This is a genomic window from Leifsonia sp. RCC_180 (assembly GCF_058138205.1).
Window position 1 is genome coordinate 1,487,406 of record NZ_CP200340.1, and the last position, 22,000, is coordinate 1,509,405.

The following is a 22,000-nucleotide window of genomic DNA, read 5'->3' on the forward strand; positions in this document are numbered from 1 at the left end:
CCGACGGAGCACACACGGAACGCGACACACGAAGTAGCCTCACACCGTGAAATCGATGTGGCTGTTCCTCGTACTCGGTGTCATCCTCGTCCTCATCGGACTGCTGTGGACGCTCCAGGGCTTCAACGTGCTGGGAGGATCCGCGATGAGCGGGTCCCCGGTCTGGGGCACGATCGGGCCCATCGTGCTCATCGTCGGAGTCGTGCTCATCGTCGTCGGCGTGGTGCGCCGGCGCCGGCGCTCGGGCGCCTGACGCCGGACGACCGCTCCGCCCCGCTTGGGGGTGTTTCTCAGACGCGTCGGCTTCCCGTGAGCATGCGGACGAGCCACACGATCACAGCGATGACGAGAAGGATGATCCCGACCCAGAGCAGGAAGTTCAGCGACGAGACGAATCCTCCTGTGAGCAGGAGGATGATGGCGATCACAGCAATGACGATCAGAAGAATATTCATCAGAGGACCCTTTCTGGTTGGTGGGCTGATGGTTCCAAACAACCACCGGCGAGGGCGGGTCGCCTCACCCCTAGGGGTGTAATCTCGCGCCATGTCGGCAGCCCCCGCAACAGCGACGAAGCCGTTCACGATCGCACTCGTGGACGACTACGACGTCGTGCTGCTGGGCCTCGCGCACATGTTCGACGACTACCGCGACACACTCGTCGTCGCGGAAATCGACGCCAACGAGCCACTCAGCGAGCCGATCGACGTCGTCCTGTATGACGCCTTCGCTCAACCGGAGTCCAGTCACTCGCAGATCGGCGAACTCGTGAAGAACCCGCGCGCACGCCATGTCGTGGTGTACACGTGGAACTTCCATCCCGAACTCATCGAGAGCGCCAGCGCTCAGGGCGTCCACGGCTACCTCTCGAAGACCCTCCCGGCGCCGGAGTTGGTCGCGGCTCTCGAAGCCGTGCATTCGGGAAAGATCGTGGTGAGCGACTCCCCCGCACGAGCTCGCAGCGCTGAGGGACTCGATTGGCCGGGCCGTCAGGAAGGGATCACCGACCGCGAGTCAGAGATCCTGGCCCTGATCACGCAAGGCAAAAGCAACGCGGACGTCGCTGAGCTCACCTATCTCAGTCCGAACACGGTCAAGTCGCACATCCGCAGCGTCTACCGCAAGATCGGAGCCGACAGCCGCAGCCAGGCCGTTCTCTGGGGAGTGGAGCACGGCTTCACTCCGGACCATCGGCGGATCGAGCGCTGGCTGGGGCCCGGAGAGTGAGCAGATGAGACCACTTCGCTACTCCATCAACGTCACGCTCGACGGCTGCGTCCATCACGAGGCAGGCCTTCCGCCCGACGAGGAGTCGATGCGTATCTGGACCGCCGAGATGGACCGAGCGGATGCGCTGCTCTTCGGCCGGGTCACCTACGGGATGATGGAGTCGGCATGGCGGAAGCCGGCGACAGGGACGTGGCCCGAGTGGATGGACGAGTGGCAGCTCCCCTTCGCCGAGGCCATCGATGGGGCGAAGAAGTACGTCGTGTCGAGCACCGTGAGCGAGGTCGACTGGAATGCCGAGCTGCTGCAAGGCGACCCGCGGGATGCGGTCGAGCGCCTCAAGCAGGAGCCTGGCGCGGGCCTCTGGGTTGGTGGCGTAACGCTTCCCCTTGCGCTGGCAGACCTCGGCCTGATCGACGAATACGTGTTCGTCGTGCAGCCGGTCCTCGCCGGACACGGACCGACACTGCTCGCCGGCCTGCGCGAGCGCATCCCGCTCGACCTCGTGGATCGCCAAGACTTCCGGTCAGGTGTGACCGCGCTGCGCTACCGGCCCAGCTGATTCGGCGACGTACCGATCGAATTGGGGAGTGCCCCCGATCGATCGTTCGCATCGGCAGCGACGACAGCGACCAGGTCTGGGTCGAAGCGCGGCGCCCCCGTCAGATCGGACGCGTGAGCCCCACGCTCGGTGTCCGCGAGACCGAAAGGCCCGCGCAGGTTCCAGAGCGCCCAACCGATCTCGCGCGCAGACAGCACACGGAACGCGGATGCCAGCCAGGCGGCGCGCACGGGCGCAGGGGCCGCGGAGTAGGCACCCATCTCCCCCACGTGAACCGCGCCGCCGGCGTCGACGATGTCGAACCAGGGCTGCAGGACGCGCTCCAGAGCGGCGTCGTCCCACGTCGCGGTCGTCTCACCCGGCAGCGGAACGTAACCGTCGCGGAGCGCGGAGGCTAGGTCCGTCCGCAGCGGCCACGCGGGCTCCGCCATCGTGGGCGCCACCCAGGGCGCGCCGTGGTGGGTGATGTCGAACGGCTTGTAGAGGTGCACCGACGTCACGACCCGAGGATGCAGCGTCCACTCCCGCGGCGGGGGTTGGAGGCCGGCATCCCAGCCTTCGAGGACGACCATCCGCTCGGGGGTGACCCGCCAGATGTCCTCGGCAGCCCGGCCGAACACGGTCGCGAACACCGAGTCGTCGATCTCCGGAGGCTCGTTGAGCAGGTCGAAGCTGAGCTCCTCGGGCGGGACGTCGGCGTAACGCTCGGCCAGTGCTGTCCAGTACTCGCGGAACAGCGCCTGGCAGGAGGGATCCGAGAACAAGTCCCCCGACTCGGCGATGTCGAAGTGCGAGCGCGAGTTGACGCAGTAGCCGGGCGCACGATGGAGGTTGAGGCTGACGTGGATGCCGTACGCGCGTCCCAGCTCGACCGCCCGATCGACCAGGGCGAAGCGGCTGTGGTCGATGGTGCGGCCGTACGGTCCGGTGCCGAACCAGAGGTACGAGAGCGGGATGCGCGCGTACGTGAGCCCGAGCTCGGCGAGCGCGGCGAAGTCGGACTCCTGAATGCCCTGCCCGAGCCGGATCGGGAACTCTTCCGCCCAGCGGACACTCGTCGAGAACAGCTCGATCAGGTTGGCGCCGCGCCAGTTCGCGGTGGAGCGCACGGGTGTCACGGCGCGAAGAGCCCGCCGTCGAGCCCGCGCACTCCGGCCGCCCACTCGTCGTGGCCAGACAGGCCCGCCGGGAACCGCGCAGCGGCGGCCTCATCGATGTCGATGCCCCAGCCGGGCGCCTCGTTGGGCGTCAGCCAGCCGTCGACGATGCTCAGCGTCCCAGGGAAGACCTCGTGCGTCGCGCCGTTGTAGACGTGGCCCTCTTGGATGCCGAAGGCGCTGGTCGTCACATCCACGGCGACGTTCGCCGCGGCCCCGATCGGGGACGTGTCTCCCGGCGCGTGCCACGCCGTCCGAACCCCGAAGAACTCGGCCAGTGTCGCCAGCTTCTTCGCCGGCGTCAGCCCGCCGATCGCGGAGATGTGCGCGCGGATGAGGTCGACGCCGCCTCCCGTGATGAGCCGCGCGGCGTCGGTCACCGAGGTCGCAAGCTCTCCTACAGCGATCGGCACCGGAGACTGCGAGCGCACTTCGGGGAGGCGGTCCCAATGCTCGGGAGCGATCACGTCCTCCAGGAAGAACAGGCGGTACGGTTCGAGCGAGCGCGCCAGTACCACGGCCTCCTTCGGAGTGAGCCGCGAGTGGACGTCGTGCAACAGCTCCACGCCGTCGCCCAGCCGCACCCGCGCCTCCTCGAACAGTTGCGGCGTCGTGGCGAGGTACGCCCGCGCGTCCCAGCCGTTCGGGTACGGGGCTCCTGACCGCGCGGGGCCGTCGACCGGCGGCGCCCCGTACGTCCCGATGCCGGCCTGGCCGGTCTGCAGCCGGATATGCCGCCAGCCCTGCGCGACGAACTCCTCGGCCTGATCGAGCGTGCTGCGGATGTCCGGCCCGCCCGCGTGGATATAGGTGTCGGCCGCCGCCCGGACCTTGCCGCCGAGCAGCTCGTGCACGGGGAGGCCGGCCCGCTTGCCTGCGATGTCCCACAGCGCCATGTCGAGACCGGAGAGCGCGTTGTTCCCGACCGGCCCCTCCCGCCAGTAGCCGGAGTACCGCGCGAGCCGGGTGAGGTCGCCGATGTCACCCGGGTACCTGCCGACGACGAGCGGTGCCAGGTGCTGCTCCACGAAAGCGACCACTGCGTGCCAGCGCTGCGTGAACGTCGCGCAGCCGAGACCGTACAGGCCGTCGACGTCCGTGTCCACGCGCACGACGACAAGGGGCGTGCCCTCCGGCGCGGTCACGATCGTCCGGATGCCGGTGATGCGCACATCGTCCGGCACCGTCCACGGCTGGTCGAAGGTGCGGAACGGGGCGGTGTCACGCATGGAGCGCTCCCAACTCGAGTTCGTCGCCGGCGGGCTCCGGCCGGTGGATGGAGTACAGCGGTTCGAACCCGAGCAGCTCGCGGGCGCGGCGTGTGTCGACCAGCGGTCCGTGCTCGCCGACCGGCTCCCGGAGCGGCACGGTAGGCGCGTAGGTGCGCAGCAGCTCCTCGGCCGGCCGGTCGATCAGCAGGTCCGCCGCGCTGAGGCTCACCACGTGCGCCCCGCTCAGCGGTGCGGTCAGCGAGCGCTCGATGGCACGGACGCCGTCGCGGATGTCGAGGTAGGCCCAGCCTTCGCGCGCCATGGAGGCAGGATCCCGCTTCACCGACGCCGCCGAACGGCGCAGCGTGTCGCTGTCCTTGATCAGCGGGAACCGCAGCGCGACCACGTCGATGCCCCACCGGCGCCAGGCCATCCGGGCCGTCGCCTCGTCGGTCTGCTTCGAGAGCGAGTACGCGTCGTCGATGTCCGACGGGGTCTCCTCGTCGAGCGGGTAATAGGCAGGCTGCACGTCGTGGCTGTTCATCGGGACGCCGAACGCGTTGACGCTGCTGGCGATGACGGCCCGACGCACCCCCGCCTGCCCCGCCTGGGCGAGCACGGTGAAGGTCGCGACGACATTGGTCGCGAACACCGTTGCCGGCGTGCCGAGCGACGGATGCGGGATGGCGGCGAGATGCACGACGGCATCCGCGCCGTCGAGGGCACGGGAGACGACCCCCTCGTCGCGGGCGTCCCCCTCGATCGTCCGGTCGGCCCGGCTGTCCTCGTCGAAGCTGAGGGACAACGCCGTCACCCGGACGCCGAGGTCGACCAGCCTCCCGGTGATCGCGCGGCCGATGGATCCGTCGGCGCCCGTCACCAGGACACGTTTCGGAAGGTCGCTCATCCTGTCGCTCATCCCTTCACCCCTCCCGACATTCCCACTCCGCGGAGGAACGACCGCTGGAACACGATGAACAACGCGACGGGGATCAGCAGTGCGAGGAACAGCCCGGCCAGCTGGATGTTCAGCTCGCTCTTGGCCGCGAGCTTCGGCAAGGCGACGGACACCGGCTGGAGCTCCGGGTTGGGGAGCACCAGGAGGGGCCACAGGTAGTCCTTCCACGATGCGATCACCGCGAGCAGCGCGACCACGCCGAGGATCGGCCGGGAGAGCGGCAGCACGACGGTCGTGAAGACGCGAAGGTGGCCGGCGCCGTCGATCCGGGCGGCCTCGAAGTACTCCCGCGGGATCGCGTCGAAGAACCGTTTGATCACCAGGACGTTGAACGCGCTCGCGGCTGCGGGCAGCCACACCGCCCAGTACGTGTTGGTGATGTCGGCGCCGATGACCGGCAGCTTCAACACGGTCAGATAGAGAGGCACCAGCGACACGATGCTCGGGATGAACAGGGTGGCGAGGATCGCGCCGGACAGGAGCGGTCCCCACTTGGGCCGCAGCACGCTCAGCACGTACGCGCCCGTGGTGCAGACGAACAGGTTGGCGATCATCGAGCCGAGAGCGAGCACCGCCGTGTTGCCCAGGTAGAAGCCGATGTGGCCCTGGTTCCAGGCCGTCGCCAGGTTGTCCCACTCGACGACGCCCGACGGGAACAGCGCCAGCGGGTCGCGGAGGGTGTCCTGTGTGGGTGAGATGGCCGCCTTCAGCAGCCACAGCAGGGGGCCGAGCCCGGCGATCAGCAGCCCGATCAGGATCAGGATCTGCACGAGCGTCAGCGGGACGCGAACCCCCGGCCGCTTCCGGTCGCTGGCCGAGATCACGCTGCGCTCGCCGGCGTCGCGGGTCCGGCGCGTGCGGTGGCTGCGGTCCGCGACCCCGGGAAGGATCGGTTCGTCCAGCCGGGCCTGTTGATCGGCCGGCAGCAGTGCGCTCATGAGTCGGAGCTCCATTTCCGTGTCGCCAGCTGGTACACCGCGGACAGGATGCACAGCCCGAGCGCCAGCAGCACGCTCAGGGCGGTCGCCGCCCCGTAGTCGCCGCTGACGAACGCGTAGTTGTAGATGAGGAGGAGGATCGTGGTCGTCGAGCCCTGCGGGCCTCCGCCGGTGAAGAGGAAGGGCTCGGTGAACAGCTGCGTCGTGCCGATCACCTGCAGCAGCAGCATCACGAGGATGATGCCGCGGATCTGCGGGAGGGTGATGTGCCAGACCCGCGACCAGATGCCCGAGCCGTCGAGCTCCGCCGCCTCGTAGAGCTCGGCACGGACGGACGTGAGCGCGGCCAGGTAGATGATGACGGCGCTCCCCGCCCCGGCCCAGGTCGCCTCCAGGACGATGGAGGGCATCGCCGTCGCGGGCGAGTCGAGCCAGGGCTGGGGCGGGATGCCGACCAGACCGAGGATCGAGTTGAACAGCCCACTGGGCGACGAGTCGTAGAACACCTTCCAGAGCAGGATCGCGACCACCGGTGGCACGATCACGGGGAGGTAGGCCAGCGTCGTGTAGATCCACGAGCGGCCCTTGAGCTCCGCCATGAACACCGCGAGGAAGATCGGCAGCGGGAAGCCGAACACGATCGCCAGCAGCGTGAAGTAGAGGGTGTTGACCGTCGCCTGCCCCAGCGACGGGTCAGCGAGCACGTAGGTGAAGTTGCTCAGCCCCACCCACTGCGCGGGATCGACCAGGTTGGTCTTCTGGAGGCTCATCACGAGCCCGTTGACGATCGGCCCCCACGAGAAGTAGAGGAAGATCAGCACGATCGGGACCGCGAACAGGACGACGGTGAGGCCGCCCTGCCGGTACCAGACGATCAGCCGGTGGGGACGACGGGTCTGCGGCCGGGCCGGCCGCGTGGGCCGGGCGTCGTGAATGGCCGGGGCCTGCTCCCTGATCACCATGGTCACTCCTTACGGGACGTCGCGGCCCGGCGCACACGGCTGACCGTGAGCGCCGGGCCGCCGGCGATCAACGGCCGAGCTTCGCCTGGACGGTGGTCGCCGCCTTCTTCAGAAGCGACGGGATGTCGGCGTTCTGATCCGTGAGCACAGCCTGCACCACCGGGTCGAGGGCGGCGTAGACCTCCTGCGCCTGAGCGGACGGCTCGGGGATGATCTTCTGGCCCGCGGCGACCTTCACGTACGGCGCGAAGTTGTCGATCGGCACGTTGACGTAGGGCTTGATCCACGCGTCGTACTTCTCCTGCTGGCCAGCGCTGAGGATCGGCAGTCCGGGGAGGCCGACCGGCTGCTTGTCCGCCGCCGACGCCTTGGCCGTCGCGACGGCGGTGTCCTCATCGCGATACTTGTTCAGGTAGTAGAACTCGATCCACTTGAGCGCTGCGACCTTCTCCTGCTCCGTCGCCTTGGGGCTCACGACCTGCACCGAGCCTCCAGAGAGGGTGCCGTGCTCGCCGCCGCTCTGCGGGAGCCCGCCGACGCCGAACAGCTTCGGGTCCATCCCATTGGTCACGACCGAGGCCGAGTACTGGTCGGGCGCCGACATGAACATGCCGACCTTGCCTGCCGCGAACTGCTGGGCCATGCTCTCCAGGTCCCAGAGGGAGGTGGTGCCCATCGACTGGTCGGTCCACCGCATGTCGTGCACGGTCTTCAGCGCGTTCTCCGAGGGCGTGTCGTCGAAGGTCACTTTCGTGCCGTCCGCGTTCTCGACCGTGCCTCCGAAGGCGTACGTCTGCGTGGTGAACATCCAGCCGCCCTGACCCTTGGAGCTGAGCTGGGCGTAGCCGACGGCGCCGGTCTTCTCGGCGATCTGCTTCGCGTCGGTGCGCACCTCGTCCCACGTCGTCGGCGGCTTGTCGGGGTCGAGCCCGGCCTTGCTGAACAGGTCACGGTTGTAGATGAGGCCGACCGAGTAGGCCGACGTGGGGACGCCGTAGGTCTTGCCGCTGCTGTCCTGGGCCACCTTGAGGACCGTCGGGTTGAGCTGACCGATCAGGTTGGTCTTCTTCAGGGCGTCGGAGAGGTCGGCGACCTGCTTGCGGGCGATCAGCCCCTGCGGCTCGGTGAACGGGACGCTCTGCACGTCGGGCAAGTTGCCGCCGGCAACCAGCGCCTGGAACGTCTGGGCATCCCAGACGGTCTCCGTGGGCTTGAGGTCGATGGTGGGGTTGGCCTTCTCGAAGGCCTTCACCTGGCTGTCGTAGTAGGCACGGTTGTCCTTGTCGGACGACGGGGGCCGGTCGCCGATCGTGATCGAGACTTTGCCGTCGTCACTGCTGGATGGCGAACTCGAGCATCCGACCAGTGCGGCGAGCACGGCGACGCCGGTCACTACGGCGACGGTCGCCTGACGCGATGGTTTCATCATTGAAACTCCTTGATTGCTGCGGCCTGAGGAGCCGCTATTCTCCGGGTGTGAATGGATGGCGCAAATGCTTTCGCATCCGCAGTCTGCCTCATCGAACGGCGACAAGCAAGCAAAAATCAGAATTGCGCAATCAATTGCGCATTTTCGCGGGCTTGCGTTACTGGGCTGGATGATCAGGGATGGAAGAGTTTGCGCTGTGCCCCGCAGCAGGCCGTGCATACGGCTCACCCTCGCGGGCCTCCACGGACCGCCGAGTGGAATCACTTACACTCGGGTGACGCGCCCCTGCCGGTGCCACTAGCGTAGGGTGAGCGCCGTCCCCGAGGAGGATGCATGACCAAGCGGGCCAGCATGAGCGACGTCGCTCGCGCGGCGGGCGTCTCGCTCACCACGGCGTCCCGTGCCCTCGGCGGCGTCGGCCGCGTGTCGCCTGAGACGCGGGCCAAGGTGATCGCGACCGCCGAGCGCCTCCAGTTCCAGCCCGACATGATCGCCCGGTCGTTCGTCACCGGCCGCAGCTTCATCGTCGGCGTCCTGGCCGAGCACGGGCAGGGCCGCTTCAGTATGCCGCTGATCGTCGGCGCCACCGACCTGCTGGGTCGCGAGAACATCGCCGCCGTCACTCTCGACGCGCACGGCACACCGCGCGTCCTCGCCGACTACCTCAAGCGACTGAGGTCGCGCCGCATCGACGGCATCCTCGTCGTCGGCGACGACCCCAACCGCGCGAGCCTCGTCCTGTCCGAGGACTTCGCGGTCCCCGTCGTGTTCGCCTCGTCATCCGCGACGCCCGAGACCGACTACGTCGTCGCGCCGGACAACCGCGGCGCCGGCAGGATGGCCGCCGAGCACCTGATCGGCCTCGGCCGCCGGCACATCGCTCACGTGACGGCGGCCGTCCACGAACCCGCCGTCGACTCCCGCGCGGCCGGTTTCACCGGCGCGATGGACGCGGCCGGAATGCGACCCGCGCTGGGCGGCCCGCTCTACGGAAGCTACCTGCAGGGCTGGGGGACGGACGCGGCCGAGCGGATCATCGCGAGCGGCGAGCCCGTCGACGCGATCTTCGCCGCGAACGACGAGATCGCCATCGGCCTGTTCGCCACCTTCCACCGCCACGGCATCCGCGTGCCCGACGACATCGCGATCGTGGGCTACGACAACCGACTCGCGGGGGTCGCCCGCCCCGACGACCCGCTCACCACCTTCGACCCGCAGCTGATCACCGTCGGCGAGAGGGCAGCCGAGCGCCTTCTCGCGGCGATCGGCGGAGACGGCGAGCCGGGCATCGAGTACGTGGAGCCGAAGCTCATCGTCGGGCGGTCGACGGCGGGTCCGACGCTCGAGCCGTACGACCTGCTCTGAGCCTCGCGCGCTCCCACTCTTCCGTCGCTCGAGTGGTGAGTAGGTGCTCGAATTCTCGGCGAGGGGTGACGTGATGTCGCCACTCGGCCCACGGCGGGAGGCTCACGCGCTCGCCCACTGGAACGTCTCCCAGCCCAGCAGCCGGGGCGCGCTCGCCTGCAGCGGCACACCCGCCGTGTCCTCGAGCGCGCTGGCGAAGTTCCCGGCGGCGAACGAGAGGAGGCCGATGCCGCCGTCGCCCGTCGGGACCCAGCGGAAGGTCTCCCAGTCCTGGAGCACGGGGGCACCCGCGATCAGGGGCGCGCCGGCGGTCGCCAGCCACGCGCTGACGTAAGCGCCGTTCGCCTCGGCGCGAAGGCCGATCATCCCGTTGCCCGCGTCCACGACCGTGAAGCGCTCCCACGAGTCGACGACGGCGGCGACCGCCGCCAGCGGTGCGGTGCCGTCGTCCCGCTTGAGCGCGCTGACGTAGAGCCCATTGGACGCCTTCAGCGAGATCCTCGAGCCGATCGGCGCCGGGTTCGCGGCGCTGTCCGGATGGGCGAACACGTAGTCCCGGTAGGCGGAGTAGGGCGGGTCGAGCGGCGTGCCGTCCCCTTCGGTCAGACCCCACTCGGTGCCTTGGTCGAGGTTGTAGTACATCGCCGACTGGACGGCCGCCGTGGTCCGGGCGACCCGGAACTCGTCGAGCTGCGTCGGGATGTAGGACGCCCGGTGAGCGAGACCCTGGTTCGGGTCGGAGTTCCACTCGGTCACCATGAACGGCTTGCCGTAGCGCGCCTTGGCGTACACGGGCAGATTGAACGATGGGCCGGCGCCGTCGGTGCCGGTGCGGAAGAGGTCGCCGTCCCCTTCGTAGTTGTGCCAGGTTGTGATGTCCCAGCGCACCGGTGTGTGGCCTCCTGAGCCGTCCGGCTGCAGACCATCCCAGAGGGCGTCCGCTGCGCCGATGTCGGACCGGCAGAAGTTGATGCCGCAAAGCGCCGAGGGCTGCACCTGCTTGACCCCGTCGATGAGACCCAGCATGAAGCCCCGCATGATCGGCCAGGTGCCGTTGTCCCAGTCGACGGCCTTCGTCCCCGCGTCGTTGGTGTGATCCGAGGCGACGACATACGAGTCGCGAGTGAGCTCGTTCCCGCATTCGTACATGGTCACGCCGAGGGGGGCCATGGCCGTCGCCACCCGCACAGCGACATCCTTCGCCGCCGCGTAGGCCTGCGATTCGGAGCTAAAGAGGAAGTGGTGGTTCTGGTCCTGGAGTCCGGCGTCGATCACCGGGAGCACCGTCTTCCCCGCGGCGATCACCCGTTGAGTGATCGCTGCCGCGGCGGCGATCGTGCCGGCGTCGGCCCCGGTGTTGACCCGGAGCATCGTGGCTCCGACCGCGCCCATCGCAGCGGCGACGGCCGTCGGCGAGAGCGCAGTGTCGTAGTGGGTGTTGATGCCGTACATCAGGCCGGCCGGCGCGGACAGCGGAGTGCGCGGGTCAGTGACCTTCAGCCAGACGCCGTTGGGGCAGACGTACCACTGGCCGCCGGTGCCGCAGTGGTAGACCATCCCGCCGTACCAGAGCACCACGGTCACGTTGAAGGTGTTGCCCACCGTCGAGCCGTTCCGGTAGACGACGCCGTTGGACAGCGTCCAGGTGTTGCCACCGTTGTCGACGATCGACGTCGCTGAGGGGATGGTCGTGCCATCCGGTGACGCGTTCGGCGAGTCGGTCAGCGGGCGCACGCCGAGCGGTCCGGCCGACGCCCGGAGCGGGGGGCCGCCGGCCGCGAGGGCGAGGGAAGCGGTGGCCGCCGCAGCTGCGGCCGCGCCGAGAAAGGTTCGCCGCGGGATGGGCGCAGGTTCGTTCATGTTCGTGACTCCCGAATTCGTCACGGCGCGCGCACACGTCGTCGTGAGGCTGATGCAGCGCAATCGCTTGCACAGCACAGGATGGGGCAATCCGGCCGTCCGCGCAAGCCCTCGACTCTAAGATCCTCCGACGGGAATCCGCGATTGACACTCCCCTCACCGCAGGCCTAACCTGGCCGGGCCGCGCGATTCCGCGCCCCGGCATCCCATTTCGAACGATGGAGTTCACAGGTGAAGATTCGATCGTTATCGATCGCGACCGCGCTGGTCATGCTCGGCGCCGTCGCGATTCCGACTTCTGCGCAAGCATTTGCACAGCACGGTTCACGCGGAGGAAGCACCTCCGCCGCCGCCAAACCGCCCGCGGACTGCCCCGCTGCCACCCCCAACCCCACGACCGACAACGTGACCGACTACCGCCTCGACTCCAACGTCGTGGGAGCAGGCCGCTGGTCCTACGAATCCATCGACGGCGACACGGTCGGCCTGCTCCAGAAGGGCGGAACCGGCGCCTTCGCCGCGGACGAGTGGGCGGCCGATACCAGCAAGCCGGAGCACGCCTGGTTCGTGAAGGCCGACGGATCGATCGGCACCGACTACCGGTCGATCGCCGAGACGTACACGGTCCCGGCGGTCGCCGACGGTAAGAACGTGCACATCGCCGGATCGTTCACCTCCCCGGGCGGACGCTTCCGCGTGCTGCTCTCGCACGACGGCGACCCGGATGCCATCGGCAGCCCGAGCGCCTTCACGCAGCTCTTCACCTACACGGGCACCTCCACCACCTTCGACCTGAACGTCACCGCGGCGGCCGGGGACGACATCCTCTTCGTGGACGACACCGTGTCGACCTGGTGGGTTCCCGGCATGCTGAAGGCATCGGTCACGACCCAGCTCTCCACGCCGCCCGCCGTGGTGAAGGCCACTCCGGGAGCCGGCGCCATCACGTCCGGGGATGCGGTGAAGCTGTCCAGCGCAACGGCAGGCGCGTGCATCGCCTTCACGACCGACGGTTCAGACCCGACGACGTCCGCTACGGCGAAGACGTACAGCACGCCGATCACCATCACCGCCGACACCGACATCAAGGCGGTCGCGATCTCGTCGACCGGCGCGCCGAGCGCGGTCTCCGACCTCCCGTACGTGCTCAGCGAGCCGTTCCGGGCGTTCGCCGGCATCAACCAGGCCGGCACCACCGGTCTGACCGCCGGTGTGCAGTGGTCGCGTCAGGACTTCGACTGGGGCACCGTCGAGCCGGCCAAGGGCCAGATCGACAAGGCCGCGCTGGCCGAGTACGTCCGGCAGTTCACCGAGGCGAAGGCGCACGGCGAGACCATCCTGCCCGTCCTCGACTACACCGCAGGCTGGGCCGCCAACCGCACCGGCTACAGCTACGACTTCCACGGCAAGACCTACGTCTACGGCCCGGTCATCTCGGAGCAGAACGGCAACTTCACCCGCCAGCTGGTCACGAAGGATGCGAAGGGTGCGGTGCTCTCGACCGAGAACGTCCAGACCAACATCGGCCGCACTCCCCCGCAGGACCCGGCCGACTGGACCGCTTTCGTGAAGCTCGCCGTGGACACGCTCAAGCCGCTCGGGATCACCTACTTCCAGGTGTGGAACGAGGCCTATCCGGGCTCCGGCTTCTGGGAGGGCGGCATGGACCAGTACATGCAGGACATCCAGCTGCCCGCGGCCAAGGTCATCCACGCGGCCGGTGTGAAGCTCGTCTACGGCGGATGGATCTGCGGTGCGCCGCTCAGCGAGTACATCGCGCTGCTCGACAAGTGGAACGCCTGGAAGAGCATCGATGTCTACGACATGCACTACATGCCGATCGGGACCATGCAGACGATCTACGCCGCGGCTCAGAAGCGCGGCATCAAGAACCCGTCGGTCTGGCAGACGGAGATCGGCTTCACGACCGAGGACAAGTTCATCGCCGACATCTACCCGCGGGTCTTCCAGTGGGAACTGTCGAAGGGAGGGACGAACATCGACCAGACCAAGCTGATCTACTTCGCCGACTGGTCGCCCAACGACCCCGCGGCCTTCGGCTACAACCGCACGATCCGCAGCGGCGACGGCTTGAGCACCAAGGGTAAGACGCTGGTGACGCTCGCGAACCTCCTGCGTGGCAGCAAGGCGGAGGTCTACGACGACTTCACCACGACGCCAGGCCTGAAGCCCGAGCTGAACGAGGCGCTGTCGACGGCCAACGGCTTCCGGCTCGACGGCAACCGCGTCGTCCTGGCGATCGACCTGAAGCGACAGAACCAGGCGGACATCTTCGAGGACCAGAAGACGGGTGACACCATCCACCTGAACTTCGGCGAGCCGACGATGACCGTGACGCTGCGGAACGTGCACGACGTGAAGTCCCTCAACCGCGTCGACCTGTTCGGCAACACCACGCCGCTCACCTGGAAGAGCACCGGCAAGAACACCATCCAGGTGGAGGTGCCGATCATCGACGCCGACCCGACCGTGCACGACCTCAACCAGACGGAGAACGAGGACGTGTTCTACCTGTCGCTGCAGCAGGGCTGAGCATGCTGATCGACACGCTCCACCAGGACCGGGCGCTCGCCGTCATCCGGGCACCGAGGATCGATGACCCCGTCGCGCTCTGCCGGGCGCTCTGCGAGGGCGGCATCCGGACGGTCGAGTTCACGTTCACGACGCCCGGGGTGGAGCGCGTCATCAGCGAGGCCGTCGCCGGCGCCCACGATGCCCTCGTGGGCGCCGGCACGGTCACCGACCAGGGCGCCGCCGAGCGGGCGGTCGCCGCCGGTGCACGGTTCCTGGTCACGCCCGGCCTGCAGGAGCGGGTGGCGGCCGTCGCGCGGGAGGCCGGCATCCCGCTCCTGCTCGGTGCGCTGACCCCCAGCGAGGTCATGCGCGCGGTGGAGTTGGGGGCGGATGCCGTCAAGATCTTCCCCGCCTCGCTCGTCGGTCCCGGCTACCTGCGCGACCTGCGCGGTCCGTTCCCAGCGGTGCCGTTCGTGCCGTCGGGCGGGCTGGACGCGTCGAACGCCGGCGCGTGGACCGCCGCGGGAGCGCTCGCGGCGACCGCGGGTTCGAGCGTCGTCAGCGCCTCCGACATCGAAGCCGGCGCCTGGAACGCCGTGGCGGAGCGGGCGCGCTTTTTCGCCGCGGCGGCGCGGTCGTGAGGACGGCGAGCGCAGCGGCGCCCGTCGTCGCCATCGGGGAGTCGATGGTCGTCCTCTATCCGGACCCTCTCGCTCCACTGGCTGACGCGCAGACCTTCGGGTCAGACGTGGGAGGCGCCGAGTTCAACCTCGCCACCACCATCGCACGCCTCGGCGTGCCCGCTGCTTGGGTGTCCCGCCTGGGCGCGGACGGCTTCGGCGACCGCATCCTCGCCACGGCGGCTGACGCGCGCGTCGACACCAGCGCGGTAGAGCGCGACCCCGTCCGTCCGACCGGGCTCTACGTCAAAGAGACGACACACGACGGCCCCGGTACCCGCACGAGGATGCACTACTACCGGAGGGAATCGGCCGCGTCTGCGCTGTCGCCCTCAGGCCTGCGCATGCCGGAGGCCGCCCGCCTGCTCAGCGCAGCATCCATCGTGCACACGACCGGCATCACGGCAGCGCTCTCCCCCACTACTGCCGCCTCCGTCGCCTCACTGCGCGGCATCGTCGGGCCCCAGACGACGATCAGCGTGGACCTCAACTACCGCCCGCAGTTGTGGCGCGATCGCGACACCGAACCGTTGCGGGCACTGATCGACCAGGCCGACCTGCTCTTCGCAGGGCGCGACGAGGCCGAGGAGTTCTTCGGCCACAGCGAGCCCGCCCGACTGTTCGCCGGGCATCCCGGCCTCCGAACCCTCGTACTGAAGGACGACTCCCGCCGCGCCTCGGTGTACGAGCGCTCGGGAGCCGAGACACACGTGCCCTGCCTAACGGTCGACGTCGTCGAACCGGTGGGCGCCGGCGACGCGTTCGCCGCCGGGTTCCTCGCAGCCAAAGTGCAGGGCCGCGACAACACGGCGGCACTCCGGCTGGCCCATGCGCTCGCCGCACACACCCTGATCGGGCCCGGAGACCGCCCCGCCGTGGTGCCGTCCCCCGGCGAGTGCGAGGCCATCGTCGCCGCGACTAACGACGAATGGAGCCGGTGGACCGTGGGCGAAGACTCGCTGCCCTGGGGCAGCCGGACGCTATGAGGCACTCCTCTCGCCGTCCGGTATGACCACTATGTCCTCGCGCATCGGGTACGACGATTGTGCGCCCAGACGCTCGACGGAGAAGCTGCCGGCGCGTACTCCGAGGGCTACGGCGCGCTCGAGCGTCGCCCCTTCCGCGAGAAAGGTTGCGAGCACCCCCACGAACGCGTCACCTGCTCCCGTCGTGTCCACGACCACGTCGACAGGTGGTGCTTCGCACGCGCCTGCGCCGTCTGCGGAAACCCACACGGCCCCGTGAGCGCCCAGTGTCACGACGGCCGACCGGCAGAGCCCCCGCAGATCGTCGGCCGCGTCGAGCGCGCTCTCGAGCCCGTGGATGTCGCGACCGAGCAGCGCCGAAGCCTCCACCCCATTCAGGACGAGCGGATCGCAGAGAGACAGCACTTCCGGGTCGGTAAGGCGATACGGCGCCAGGTTGAGGATCGGCCGCGCGCCTGCGCGGTGGGCGGACCTGATGGCGGCGGCTGCGACCTCCGCGGTCACCTCTGCCTGAACGACCATCGAAAAGCCGGGACCGGTAAGCCGACCGATCGCTTCGGCCACCCGTTGCTCAGACAGCTGCGCATTCGCCCCGGGAACGACGACGATCGCGTTGTCGCCGTTCTCCATCACCTGCACGAGTGCGAGTCCGCTCGATATGCCGTCCAGTACCTCGACCTCGGCGACATCGATTCCCTCGGAACGAAGGCGGCTGAGAATGCTCAGTCCGTCGTCGTCGTTGCCGACGCAGCCGATGAAGGTCGTCTCCGCACCAGCACGTGCTGCAGCGACGGCCTGGTTCGCGCCCTTGCCGCCGGGTTGCTTCACCAGGGTGGATGCGAGCACCGTCTCGCCCGGCGTCGGTATGTCCCGCACGGTGACCAGGTAGTCCTGATTGGCCGATCCGACCACGACAACCGGCATGAACTCTCCCACGGGATGGACGACAGTAGCGATGCCGGACCACGCTCCGCGGCGCATCGCAGGCGAAACCTACGCGAGTTCGACTCCCGGTGTCAACACCACAGAACTGGCGTGATGAAGCGGTCGAGTGTTGCGATGATGGAGGGATGACCGGGTCGATGACGCGCCGTCACGCACAGTACTTCACCCCTCCCCCGGACCAGTACAGGACCGGACTCGCCTGCCTCGGGATCGGAGCCCACTCCGGGCCGAAGGTGCCCGTCGTGGACCGGGTCCTCGACACCTTCCAGATCCTCTTGGTGGAGGGCGGAACGGGGTGGGTGGAGGTTGGAGGGGCACGCACGACCATGCGGGCCCCTGCGACGTTGACGATGTTTCCCGGCGTGCGGCACTCCTACTCGGCGGACGCGGGAGGGTGGGCCGAGCGATGGGTGCTCTTCGGCGGTAGCTCGGCTGCTGAATACGTCGGTTCGGGCATCCTGGAGCAGGGAGCGTTCCACGCGCACGCCGGCTCGCGCATCCTCGGTGCGGCGTTCGACAGGATGGCCGAGGAGGCGCACGCCGCGCCAGGAATCCTGGTTCACGCGGCGCTCGGCGCCATGCTCCACGAACTGGTCGTCCGGACCGCCGTGAGCCGCCATGGCGCCGGCCGGCAGGAGAGCGCCGTGCTCGCCGCCCTGCAGAGGAGCTCGGCACTCACTGTCTCGATCGCCGAACATGCGCGCCTGGCTGGGGTCACACCGGACGCGTTGCGCGAGATCGTCTCGTCGGCCGCGCAAGCCACCCCCAAGCAATACGTGTTGAGCGTGCGGATCTCCGAGGCCAAACGCTTGCTCGCGCGAACCACACTGCCCATCGGCGAGGTGGCGGCACGAGTCGGGTACGCCGACGCGGCCTACTTCTCACGGGTGTTCCGGCGGCGCGTCGGCGAAACACCCTCGGCTTTCCGTGATGTCCATTGGGTCGATCGGGACGACATCGAAGAGAAGGAAAGTCCAAGAATCCCGCCGCGATAGTCCAGTAGGTCGGTCGCCGACGGGCAATACGCTCGGGAAGTGCTGCGGAACGGCTCGTCGCCGCGAAGCGAAACCGAGATGATGGGGAGCCTGTGGAGATCGCGAACGGAACGTACGACCCGACACTGCAAGCAATCCAAGGCGGTCGGGCCGGAGAACGCGAACGGCTCCCGCTCGAGAGCACTCGCCCGAGCATCGGAGCGCTCCCCCCGCGCGCATACTGGACCGGAAATTCTCCCGTCATGTCCGTGAACGGTCTCTGGCGCTTCAGCAGCTCGGAACGGCTCGACCTCGCAGCGGATGACTTCTGGAGGATCGGTTTCGACGACAGCTCGTGGGACCAGCTCGCCGTCCCGTCGAGCTGGCCGATGCACGGCCACGGAGCACCGATCTACACCAACGTGCGCTATCCGTTCCCGCTCGATCCTCCCCATGTTCCGGACGCCAATCGCATCGGAGATCACCGCATCCGGTTTCACACGGGTACCGACTTCGCGCAGCGATCCGTGCTCCGATTCGACGGGGTCGATTCGGCGGCGGACGTCTGGCTGAACGAACGGTTCCTCGGAAGCATCCGCGGCAGCCGGTTGGCAACCGAGTTCGATCTTCGAGGCGTTCTCGTCGACGGCGAGAACGTTCTTGCGGTCCGCGTGGCGCAATGGTCGGCGGCCAGTTACCTCGAAGATCAGGACATGTGGTGGCTCCCCGGGATCTTCCGATCCGTCACCCTCATCAGCCGGCCGGATATCTCGATCGAGGACCTCGGCGTTCGCGCCGAGTTCGACGCTGCCACTGCGTCGGGATCGTTGACTGTGGATGTCGCCTACGAGGGCGATCCGCGCGAGGTGCGTGTCGAGGTGCCCGAACTCCCTGCGATAGCGACAGCCGGCGAGCCGCTAGCGCTCCCCGGGGTGGCACCGTGGTCGGCTGAAGCTCCCCGGCTTTACGACGTCGTCGTATCGACTCCCCACGAGTCCGTGACCGTCCGTGTCGGCTTCCGGACCATCACCACCGACGGCGGTGTCCTACGCCTCAACGGCCGACCTCTGACCCTTCACGGTGTCAATCGCCATGAGCATCATCCGGAGCTCGGCCGTGTCGTGCCGTTGGAGCTCGTCCGTGAAGAGCTTCTCCTGATGAAGCAGCACAACATCAATGCGATCAGGACGTCCCACTACCCTCCCGACCCGGCCATGTTGGAGCTGACGGACGAGCTGGGTTTGTACGTGATGGTCGAGAACGACTACGAGACGCATGGCTTCCTGTTCACCGATTGGCGCGACAACCCGAGTGATTCTCCCGCGTGGCGGGATGCGGTCCTCGACAGGATGCGCCGCACCGTTCACCGCGACAAGAACCATCCGTCTGTGGTGGCGTGGTCCCTGGGGAATGAGGCGGGCGAGGGGATCGTCCTCCGCGACGCGGCACGGCTGGTGAAGCAGCTGGACCCCAGTCGTCCCGTGCACTACGAGGGCGACCCTCGCTCGCGTGGCGTGGACTTCTATTCGAGGATGTATCCGACCGTCGCCGAGGTGGAGGAGATCGGTAGGCGAGCCGAGCCTCCCCTGAGCGACGTAAACGAGGACGCGCATCGGCGCGCTCTGCCGTTCGTCATGTGCGAGTACGCGCACGCCATGGGCAACGGGCCAGGAGGCCTCCTCGACTATGAAGAGCAGGTGCGAACCTCCGACAGGATCGCGGGAGGATTCGTCTGGGAGTGGCTCGAGCACGGCATCGCGCGAACGGCCCCGGACGGCACCCGTTACTTCGCGTACGGGGGCGACTTCGGCGAAGCCGTGCACGACGGCAACTTCGTCGCCGACGGTCTGGTCGATGCCTGGAGGGTTCCGCGGCCCGGGCTCGCCGATGTGAAGAAGACCTTCGAGCCCGTCAGCCTCGAGCTCGATCTCGCGCACGGGCTGCTCCGTGTCGTCAACCGTTACGTATTCTCGTCGACGGCTCACCTCGAGTTCGTGTGGCTCGTCGAAAGACACGGCCGTGAGGTCGAGCGCGAACTGGTCGACGTACCGCCGGTCGCTGCGGGGTCGACGGGGGAAGCCCGGCTCCCGGTCCAGTCCGCTGCGCTCTCGGCAGGCGAGACAGCGACCGTCTCCGCCCGCGTGCGGCGAGCATGCGATTGGGCAGAGGCCGGTCATGAGGTGGCGTGGACGCAGACTCCGCCGATGCCGTCGCTTGTCACGGCCGCTGACCGACCTGCCGTAGAGCCAGTCGAGGCTGAGGGACGACTTCGTCTCGGGCCGGCGGACTTCGATCCGGGTACCGGCGTGCTGGCGTCGCTCTTCGGAACGTCGGTCATCGAGTCACGGCTGACATTGTGGAGGGCGCCCACTGACAATGACGTGCGCGCCGGCACCGGGGCCGAACGTCCGGACGCAGAGGACTGGGCGGAGGCGGGGCTCGACCGCCTTGAACGTCGACTGGTCTCCATGCGGAGTACGGCGCGAGGACTCGAGATCGTGGAGCGTTACGCGGCCGCCGCTGAGCCGCCCGCAGCCGACGTTCGGTCGCTGTGGTCCACCAACGGCGATGACCTGCAGCTCGCCGTGACCATCGTCCCCGGCCGAGGCGCCGGACAGACGTGGGCGCGCGCGGGTCTCGCCTTCGTACTGGACGCCCCGATAACTGAAGTGTCGTGGGTCGGCCTCGGTCCTGGACAGGTGTATCCCGACACCGGCCACTCGCAGCGCCACGGTCGCCATGTGCGGACGCTGGAGGAGCTCCAGGTGCCCTATGTGCGACCGCAGGAGAACGGCCGGCGAGCATCGGTGTCGGAGCTCGAGTTCGCCTTGAGGGAGCGCACCGTGAGGGTCTGCGGCGAATTCGCCTTCACTGCGCGGCCGTGGAGCGATCATGCGCTCAACGCCGCGACGCACACGACCGAAATCCTCCCCGACGGACTGTTCCATCTCACGGTGGACTTCGCCGCCCACGGCATCGGTACAGCGTCGTGCGGCCCCGGTGTGGCATCCCGTCACGTGCTCGTTCCGAGAGAGATCACCGGTGCTCTCCGATTCAGCGCAAGGGAGGAGGAAAAGTGACTGTCCGGCTGGTCATCGAGACCGACATCTTCGACGATGTGGACGATGTCGGCGCGCTCGTGGTTGCGCATGCGCTGGCCGACGAGGGAACCGTGGAGATCGCCGGCGTATGCGTGAACACTCCCAGCCGCTGGGGTGGCCTCGCGGTCGCCGCGATCAATCGAGCGTTCGGCCGGCCCGGCATCCCGGTCGGAACGCTGAACGAACTCGACGACAGCGTCGCTCGCAACGATTTCGCACGCGCCCTCGTACAGGCCAACGGCCGGGAGGAGGATGCGGATGCGATCGAGCCTGCCGACCGCCTGTGGAACCGGATCCTCGACTCAGCCGAGGATCACTCGCTCACTCTTGTATCCCTCGGGTTCTACGGGATTCTGGTGGAGCTGCTCGAGGGCGACGGTCGAGAGAAAGTGGAGCACAAGATCGCGCGTGCCGCCGTCATGGGTGGCCGTTTCCCGAGCGGCACCGAGTTCAATTTCGCCTCGGCCCCGCAGTCGACGCGCGAGTTCGTCACCCGCTGGCCGACACCGCTGGACTTCCTGGGGTGGGAGAGAGGTGCGGAAATCGAGACGGGCCGGGGACTCACCACATCGGGTCGGGTCGACCTGGTCTCCTCTGCGTATCGCACCTTCTGCGGCGGCCGCGCCGGACGTCCCAGCTGGGATCTCCTGGCAGTCCTGCTGGCCGTGGACCCCGACCGATGGGGACTCGAACTGAGCGCACCGGGCAGAGTCCGCGTCGAACCCGACGGCTCCAATGTGTGGGCGCCCGACCCCACCGGGACAATGCGATGCACGACGGCTATTCGTGCCGAGGTCGAGGTCGCGCGTCGTCTCGACGCCATGCTCGAGGACGCTATCGATCGGCGATTCCCGCCTAGCGGCCTCACCTGACCGCAGGGCTTAGTACCGCGGCAAAATGCATGAGCGGCACCGCCCGAGGCGCAGTGAGCCTCACATGGTGCTCCTGGAGGGACTCGAACCCCCAACCGTTTCCTTAGGACGGAACTGCTCTTCCATTGAGCTACAGAGACTGGCCCCCCGAGTCTAGCGAACGCATTCCCGCGCCCAGAAAAAACTCCGCTATTCAGTCTTGCTATCTACCGGTACTCATGCTTACTATGTACCAGTA

The 22,000-nt window shown here is 68.2% G+C and carries 19 protein-coding genes; 10 read left to right on the forward strand and 9 right to left on the reverse strand.

The features are described from left to right. Nucleotides 1–55: 55 nt before the first annotated feature. Nucleotides 56–253 (forward strand): hypothetical protein, encoded by a 198-nt coding sequence (locus AB7E03_RS07320; protein WP_489942881.1) that lies wholly within the window; start codon nucleotides 56–58, stop codon nucleotides 251–253. Nucleotides 254–290: 37 nt separating this feature from the next. Here AB7E03_RS07320 and AB7E03_RS07325 read toward each other — a convergent pair whose 3' ends face one another. Continuing rightward, entirely contained in the window at nucleotides 291–455 is a 165-nt protein-coding gene (locus AB7E03_RS07325) for a hypothetical protein (protein WP_489940597.1), read from the reverse strand. A gap of 91 nt (nucleotides 456–546) precedes the next feature. Here AB7E03_RS07325 and AB7E03_RS07330 point away from each other — a divergent pair, with 91 nt between their 5' ends. Continuing rightward, nucleotides 547–1,227 (forward strand): response regulator transcription factor, encoded by a 681-nt coding sequence (locus AB7E03_RS07330; RefSeq protein ID WP_489940599.1) that lies wholly within the window; start codon nucleotides 547–549, stop codon nucleotides 1,225–1,227. 4 nt (nucleotides 1,228–1,231) lie between these two features. Further along, nucleotides 1,232–1,789, forward strand: coding sequence for a dihydrofolate reductase family protein (locus AB7E03_RS07335; protein WP_489940601.1), 558 nt, complete (start codon nucleotides 1,232–1,234; stop codon nucleotides 1,787–1,789). Here the strand turns inward: AB7E03_RS07335 and AB7E03_RS07340 are convergent. The 6 genes from AB7E03_RS07340 to AB7E03_RS07365 all read right to left on the reverse strand — a co-directional run bounded on the left by AB7E03_RS07340 (nucleotide 1,774) and on the right by AB7E03_RS07365 (nucleotide 8,441). Further along, complete coding sequence (locus tag AB7E03_RS07340) at nucleotides 1,774–2,907, reverse strand: glycoside hydrolase family 5 protein (protein ID WP_489940603.1); 1,134 nt, start codon at nucleotides 2,905–2,907, stop codon at nucleotides 1,774–1,776. The genes AB7E03_RS07335 and AB7E03_RS07340 overlap by 16 nt on opposite strands. Beyond that, the gene (locus AB7E03_RS07345; protein ID WP_489940605.1) at nucleotides 2,904–4,175 is read right to left on the reverse strand and encodes an enolase C-terminal domain-like protein; all 1,272 of its coding nucleotides are present in this window, start codon (nucleotides 4,173–4,175) and stop codon (nucleotides 2,904–2,906) included. Before AB7E03_RS07345 ends, AB7E03_RS07340 begins: the two co-directional genes overlap by 4 nt. Beyond that, nucleotides 4,168–5,076, reverse strand: a complete 909-nt coding sequence (locus tag AB7E03_RS07350) for an NAD-dependent epimerase/dehydratase family protein (RefSeq protein WP_489940607.1) — start codon at nucleotides 5,074–5,076, stop codon at nucleotides 4,168–4,170. Before AB7E03_RS07350 ends, AB7E03_RS07345 begins: the two co-directional genes overlap by 8 nt. Continuing rightward, nucleotides 5,073–6,053, reverse strand: a complete 981-nt coding sequence (locus AB7E03_RS07355) for a carbohydrate ABC transporter permease (RefSeq protein ID WP_489940609.1) — start codon at nucleotides 6,051–6,053, stop codon at nucleotides 5,073–5,075. Before AB7E03_RS07355 ends, AB7E03_RS07350 begins: the two co-directional genes overlap by 4 nt. Continuing rightward, nucleotides 6,050–7,015 (reverse strand): carbohydrate ABC transporter permease, encoded by a 966-nt coding sequence (locus AB7E03_RS07360; protein WP_489940611.1) that lies wholly within the window; start codon nucleotides 7,013–7,015, stop codon nucleotides 6,050–6,052. The genes AB7E03_RS07355 and AB7E03_RS07360 overlap by 4 nt, the downstream gene beginning before the upstream one ends. Before the next feature lie 67 nt (nucleotides 7,016–7,082). After that, entirely contained in the window at nucleotides 7,083–8,441 is a 1,359-nt protein-coding gene (locus AB7E03_RS07365) for an extracellular solute-binding protein (RefSeq protein WP_489940613.1), read from the reverse strand. 336 nt (nucleotides 8,442–8,777) lie between these two features. Here AB7E03_RS07365 and AB7E03_RS07370 point away from each other — a divergent pair, with 336 nt between their 5' ends. Beyond that, nucleotides 8,778–9,809, forward strand: coding sequence for a LacI family DNA-binding transcriptional regulator (locus tag AB7E03_RS07370; RefSeq protein ID WP_489940615.1), 1,032 nt, complete (start codon nucleotides 8,778–8,780; stop codon nucleotides 9,807–9,809). A 102-nt stretch (nucleotides 9,810–9,911) separates the two neighbouring features. On the opposite strand, the gene AB7E03_RS07375 is transcribed toward AB7E03_RS07370, so the two are convergent. Then, nucleotides 9,912–11,669, reverse strand: a complete 1,758-nt coding sequence (locus AB7E03_RS07375) for a fascin domain-containing protein (RefSeq protein ID WP_489940617.1) — start codon at nucleotides 11,667–11,669, stop codon at nucleotides 9,912–9,914. Nucleotides 11,670–12,074: 405 nt separating this feature from the next. Here AB7E03_RS07375 and AB7E03_RS07380 point away from each other — a divergent pair, with 405 nt between their 5' ends. The 3 genes from AB7E03_RS07380 to AB7E03_RS07390 are packed head-to-tail and all read left to right on the forward strand — an operon-like array spanning nucleotide 12,075 to nucleotide 15,870. After that, nucleotides 12,075–14,222 carry a chitobiase/beta-hexosaminidase C-terminal domain-containing protein gene (locus AB7E03_RS07380; RefSeq protein ID WP_489940619.1) on the forward strand — a complete coding sequence of 716 codons (2,148 nt, stop codon included), beginning with the start codon at nucleotides 12,075–12,077 and terminating at the stop codon, nucleotides 14,220–14,222. A 2-nt stretch (nucleotides 14,223–14,224) separates the two neighbouring features. Further along, complete coding sequence (locus AB7E03_RS07385; protein ID WP_489940621.1) at nucleotides 14,225–14,845, forward strand: bifunctional 4-hydroxy-2-oxoglutarate aldolase/2-dehydro-3-deoxy-phosphogluconate aldolase; 621 nt, start codon at nucleotides 14,225–14,227, stop codon at nucleotides 14,843–14,845. After that, complete coding sequence (locus tag AB7E03_RS07390; protein ID WP_489940623.1) at nucleotides 14,842–15,870, forward strand: sugar kinase; 1,029 nt, start codon at nucleotides 14,842–14,844, stop codon at nucleotides 15,868–15,870. The genes AB7E03_RS07385 and AB7E03_RS07390 overlap by 4 nt, the downstream gene beginning before the upstream one ends. Here AB7E03_RS07390 and AB7E03_RS07395 read toward each other — a convergent pair. Then, a complete protein-coding gene (locus AB7E03_RS07395; RefSeq protein WP_489940625.1) occupies nucleotides 15,865–16,794 on the reverse strand; it encodes a ribokinase in 930 nt (309 codons plus the stop codon). The genes AB7E03_RS07390 and AB7E03_RS07395 overlap by 6 nt on opposite strands. Before the next feature lie 146 nt (nucleotides 16,795–16,940). On the opposite strand from AB7E03_RS07395, the gene AB7E03_RS07400 reads away from it, so the two are divergent. The 3 genes from AB7E03_RS07400 (at nucleotide 16,941) to AB7E03_RS07410 (ending at nucleotide 21,762) form a co-directional block, all read left to right on the forward strand. Further along, nucleotides 16,941–17,810 (forward strand): AraC family transcriptional regulator, encoded by an 870-nt coding sequence (locus AB7E03_RS07400; protein ID WP_489940627.1) that lies wholly within the window; start codon nucleotides 16,941–16,943, stop codon nucleotides 17,808–17,810. A gap of 242 nt (nucleotides 17,811–18,052) precedes the next feature. Further along, complete coding sequence (locus tag AB7E03_RS07405) at nucleotides 18,053–20,869, forward strand: glycoside hydrolase family 2 TIM barrel-domain containing protein (RefSeq protein ID WP_489940629.1); 2,817 nt, start codon at nucleotides 18,053–18,055, stop codon at nucleotides 20,867–20,869. Continuing rightward, on the forward strand, nucleotides 20,866–21,762 hold the full coding sequence (locus AB7E03_RS07410; protein ID WP_489940631.1) for a nucleoside hydrolase: 897 nt from the start codon (nucleotides 20,866–20,868) through the stop codon (nucleotides 21,760–21,762). Before AB7E03_RS07405 ends, AB7E03_RS07410 begins: the two co-directional genes overlap by 4 nt. The last annotated feature ends 238 nt before the right edge of the window (nucleotides 21,763–22,000 follow it).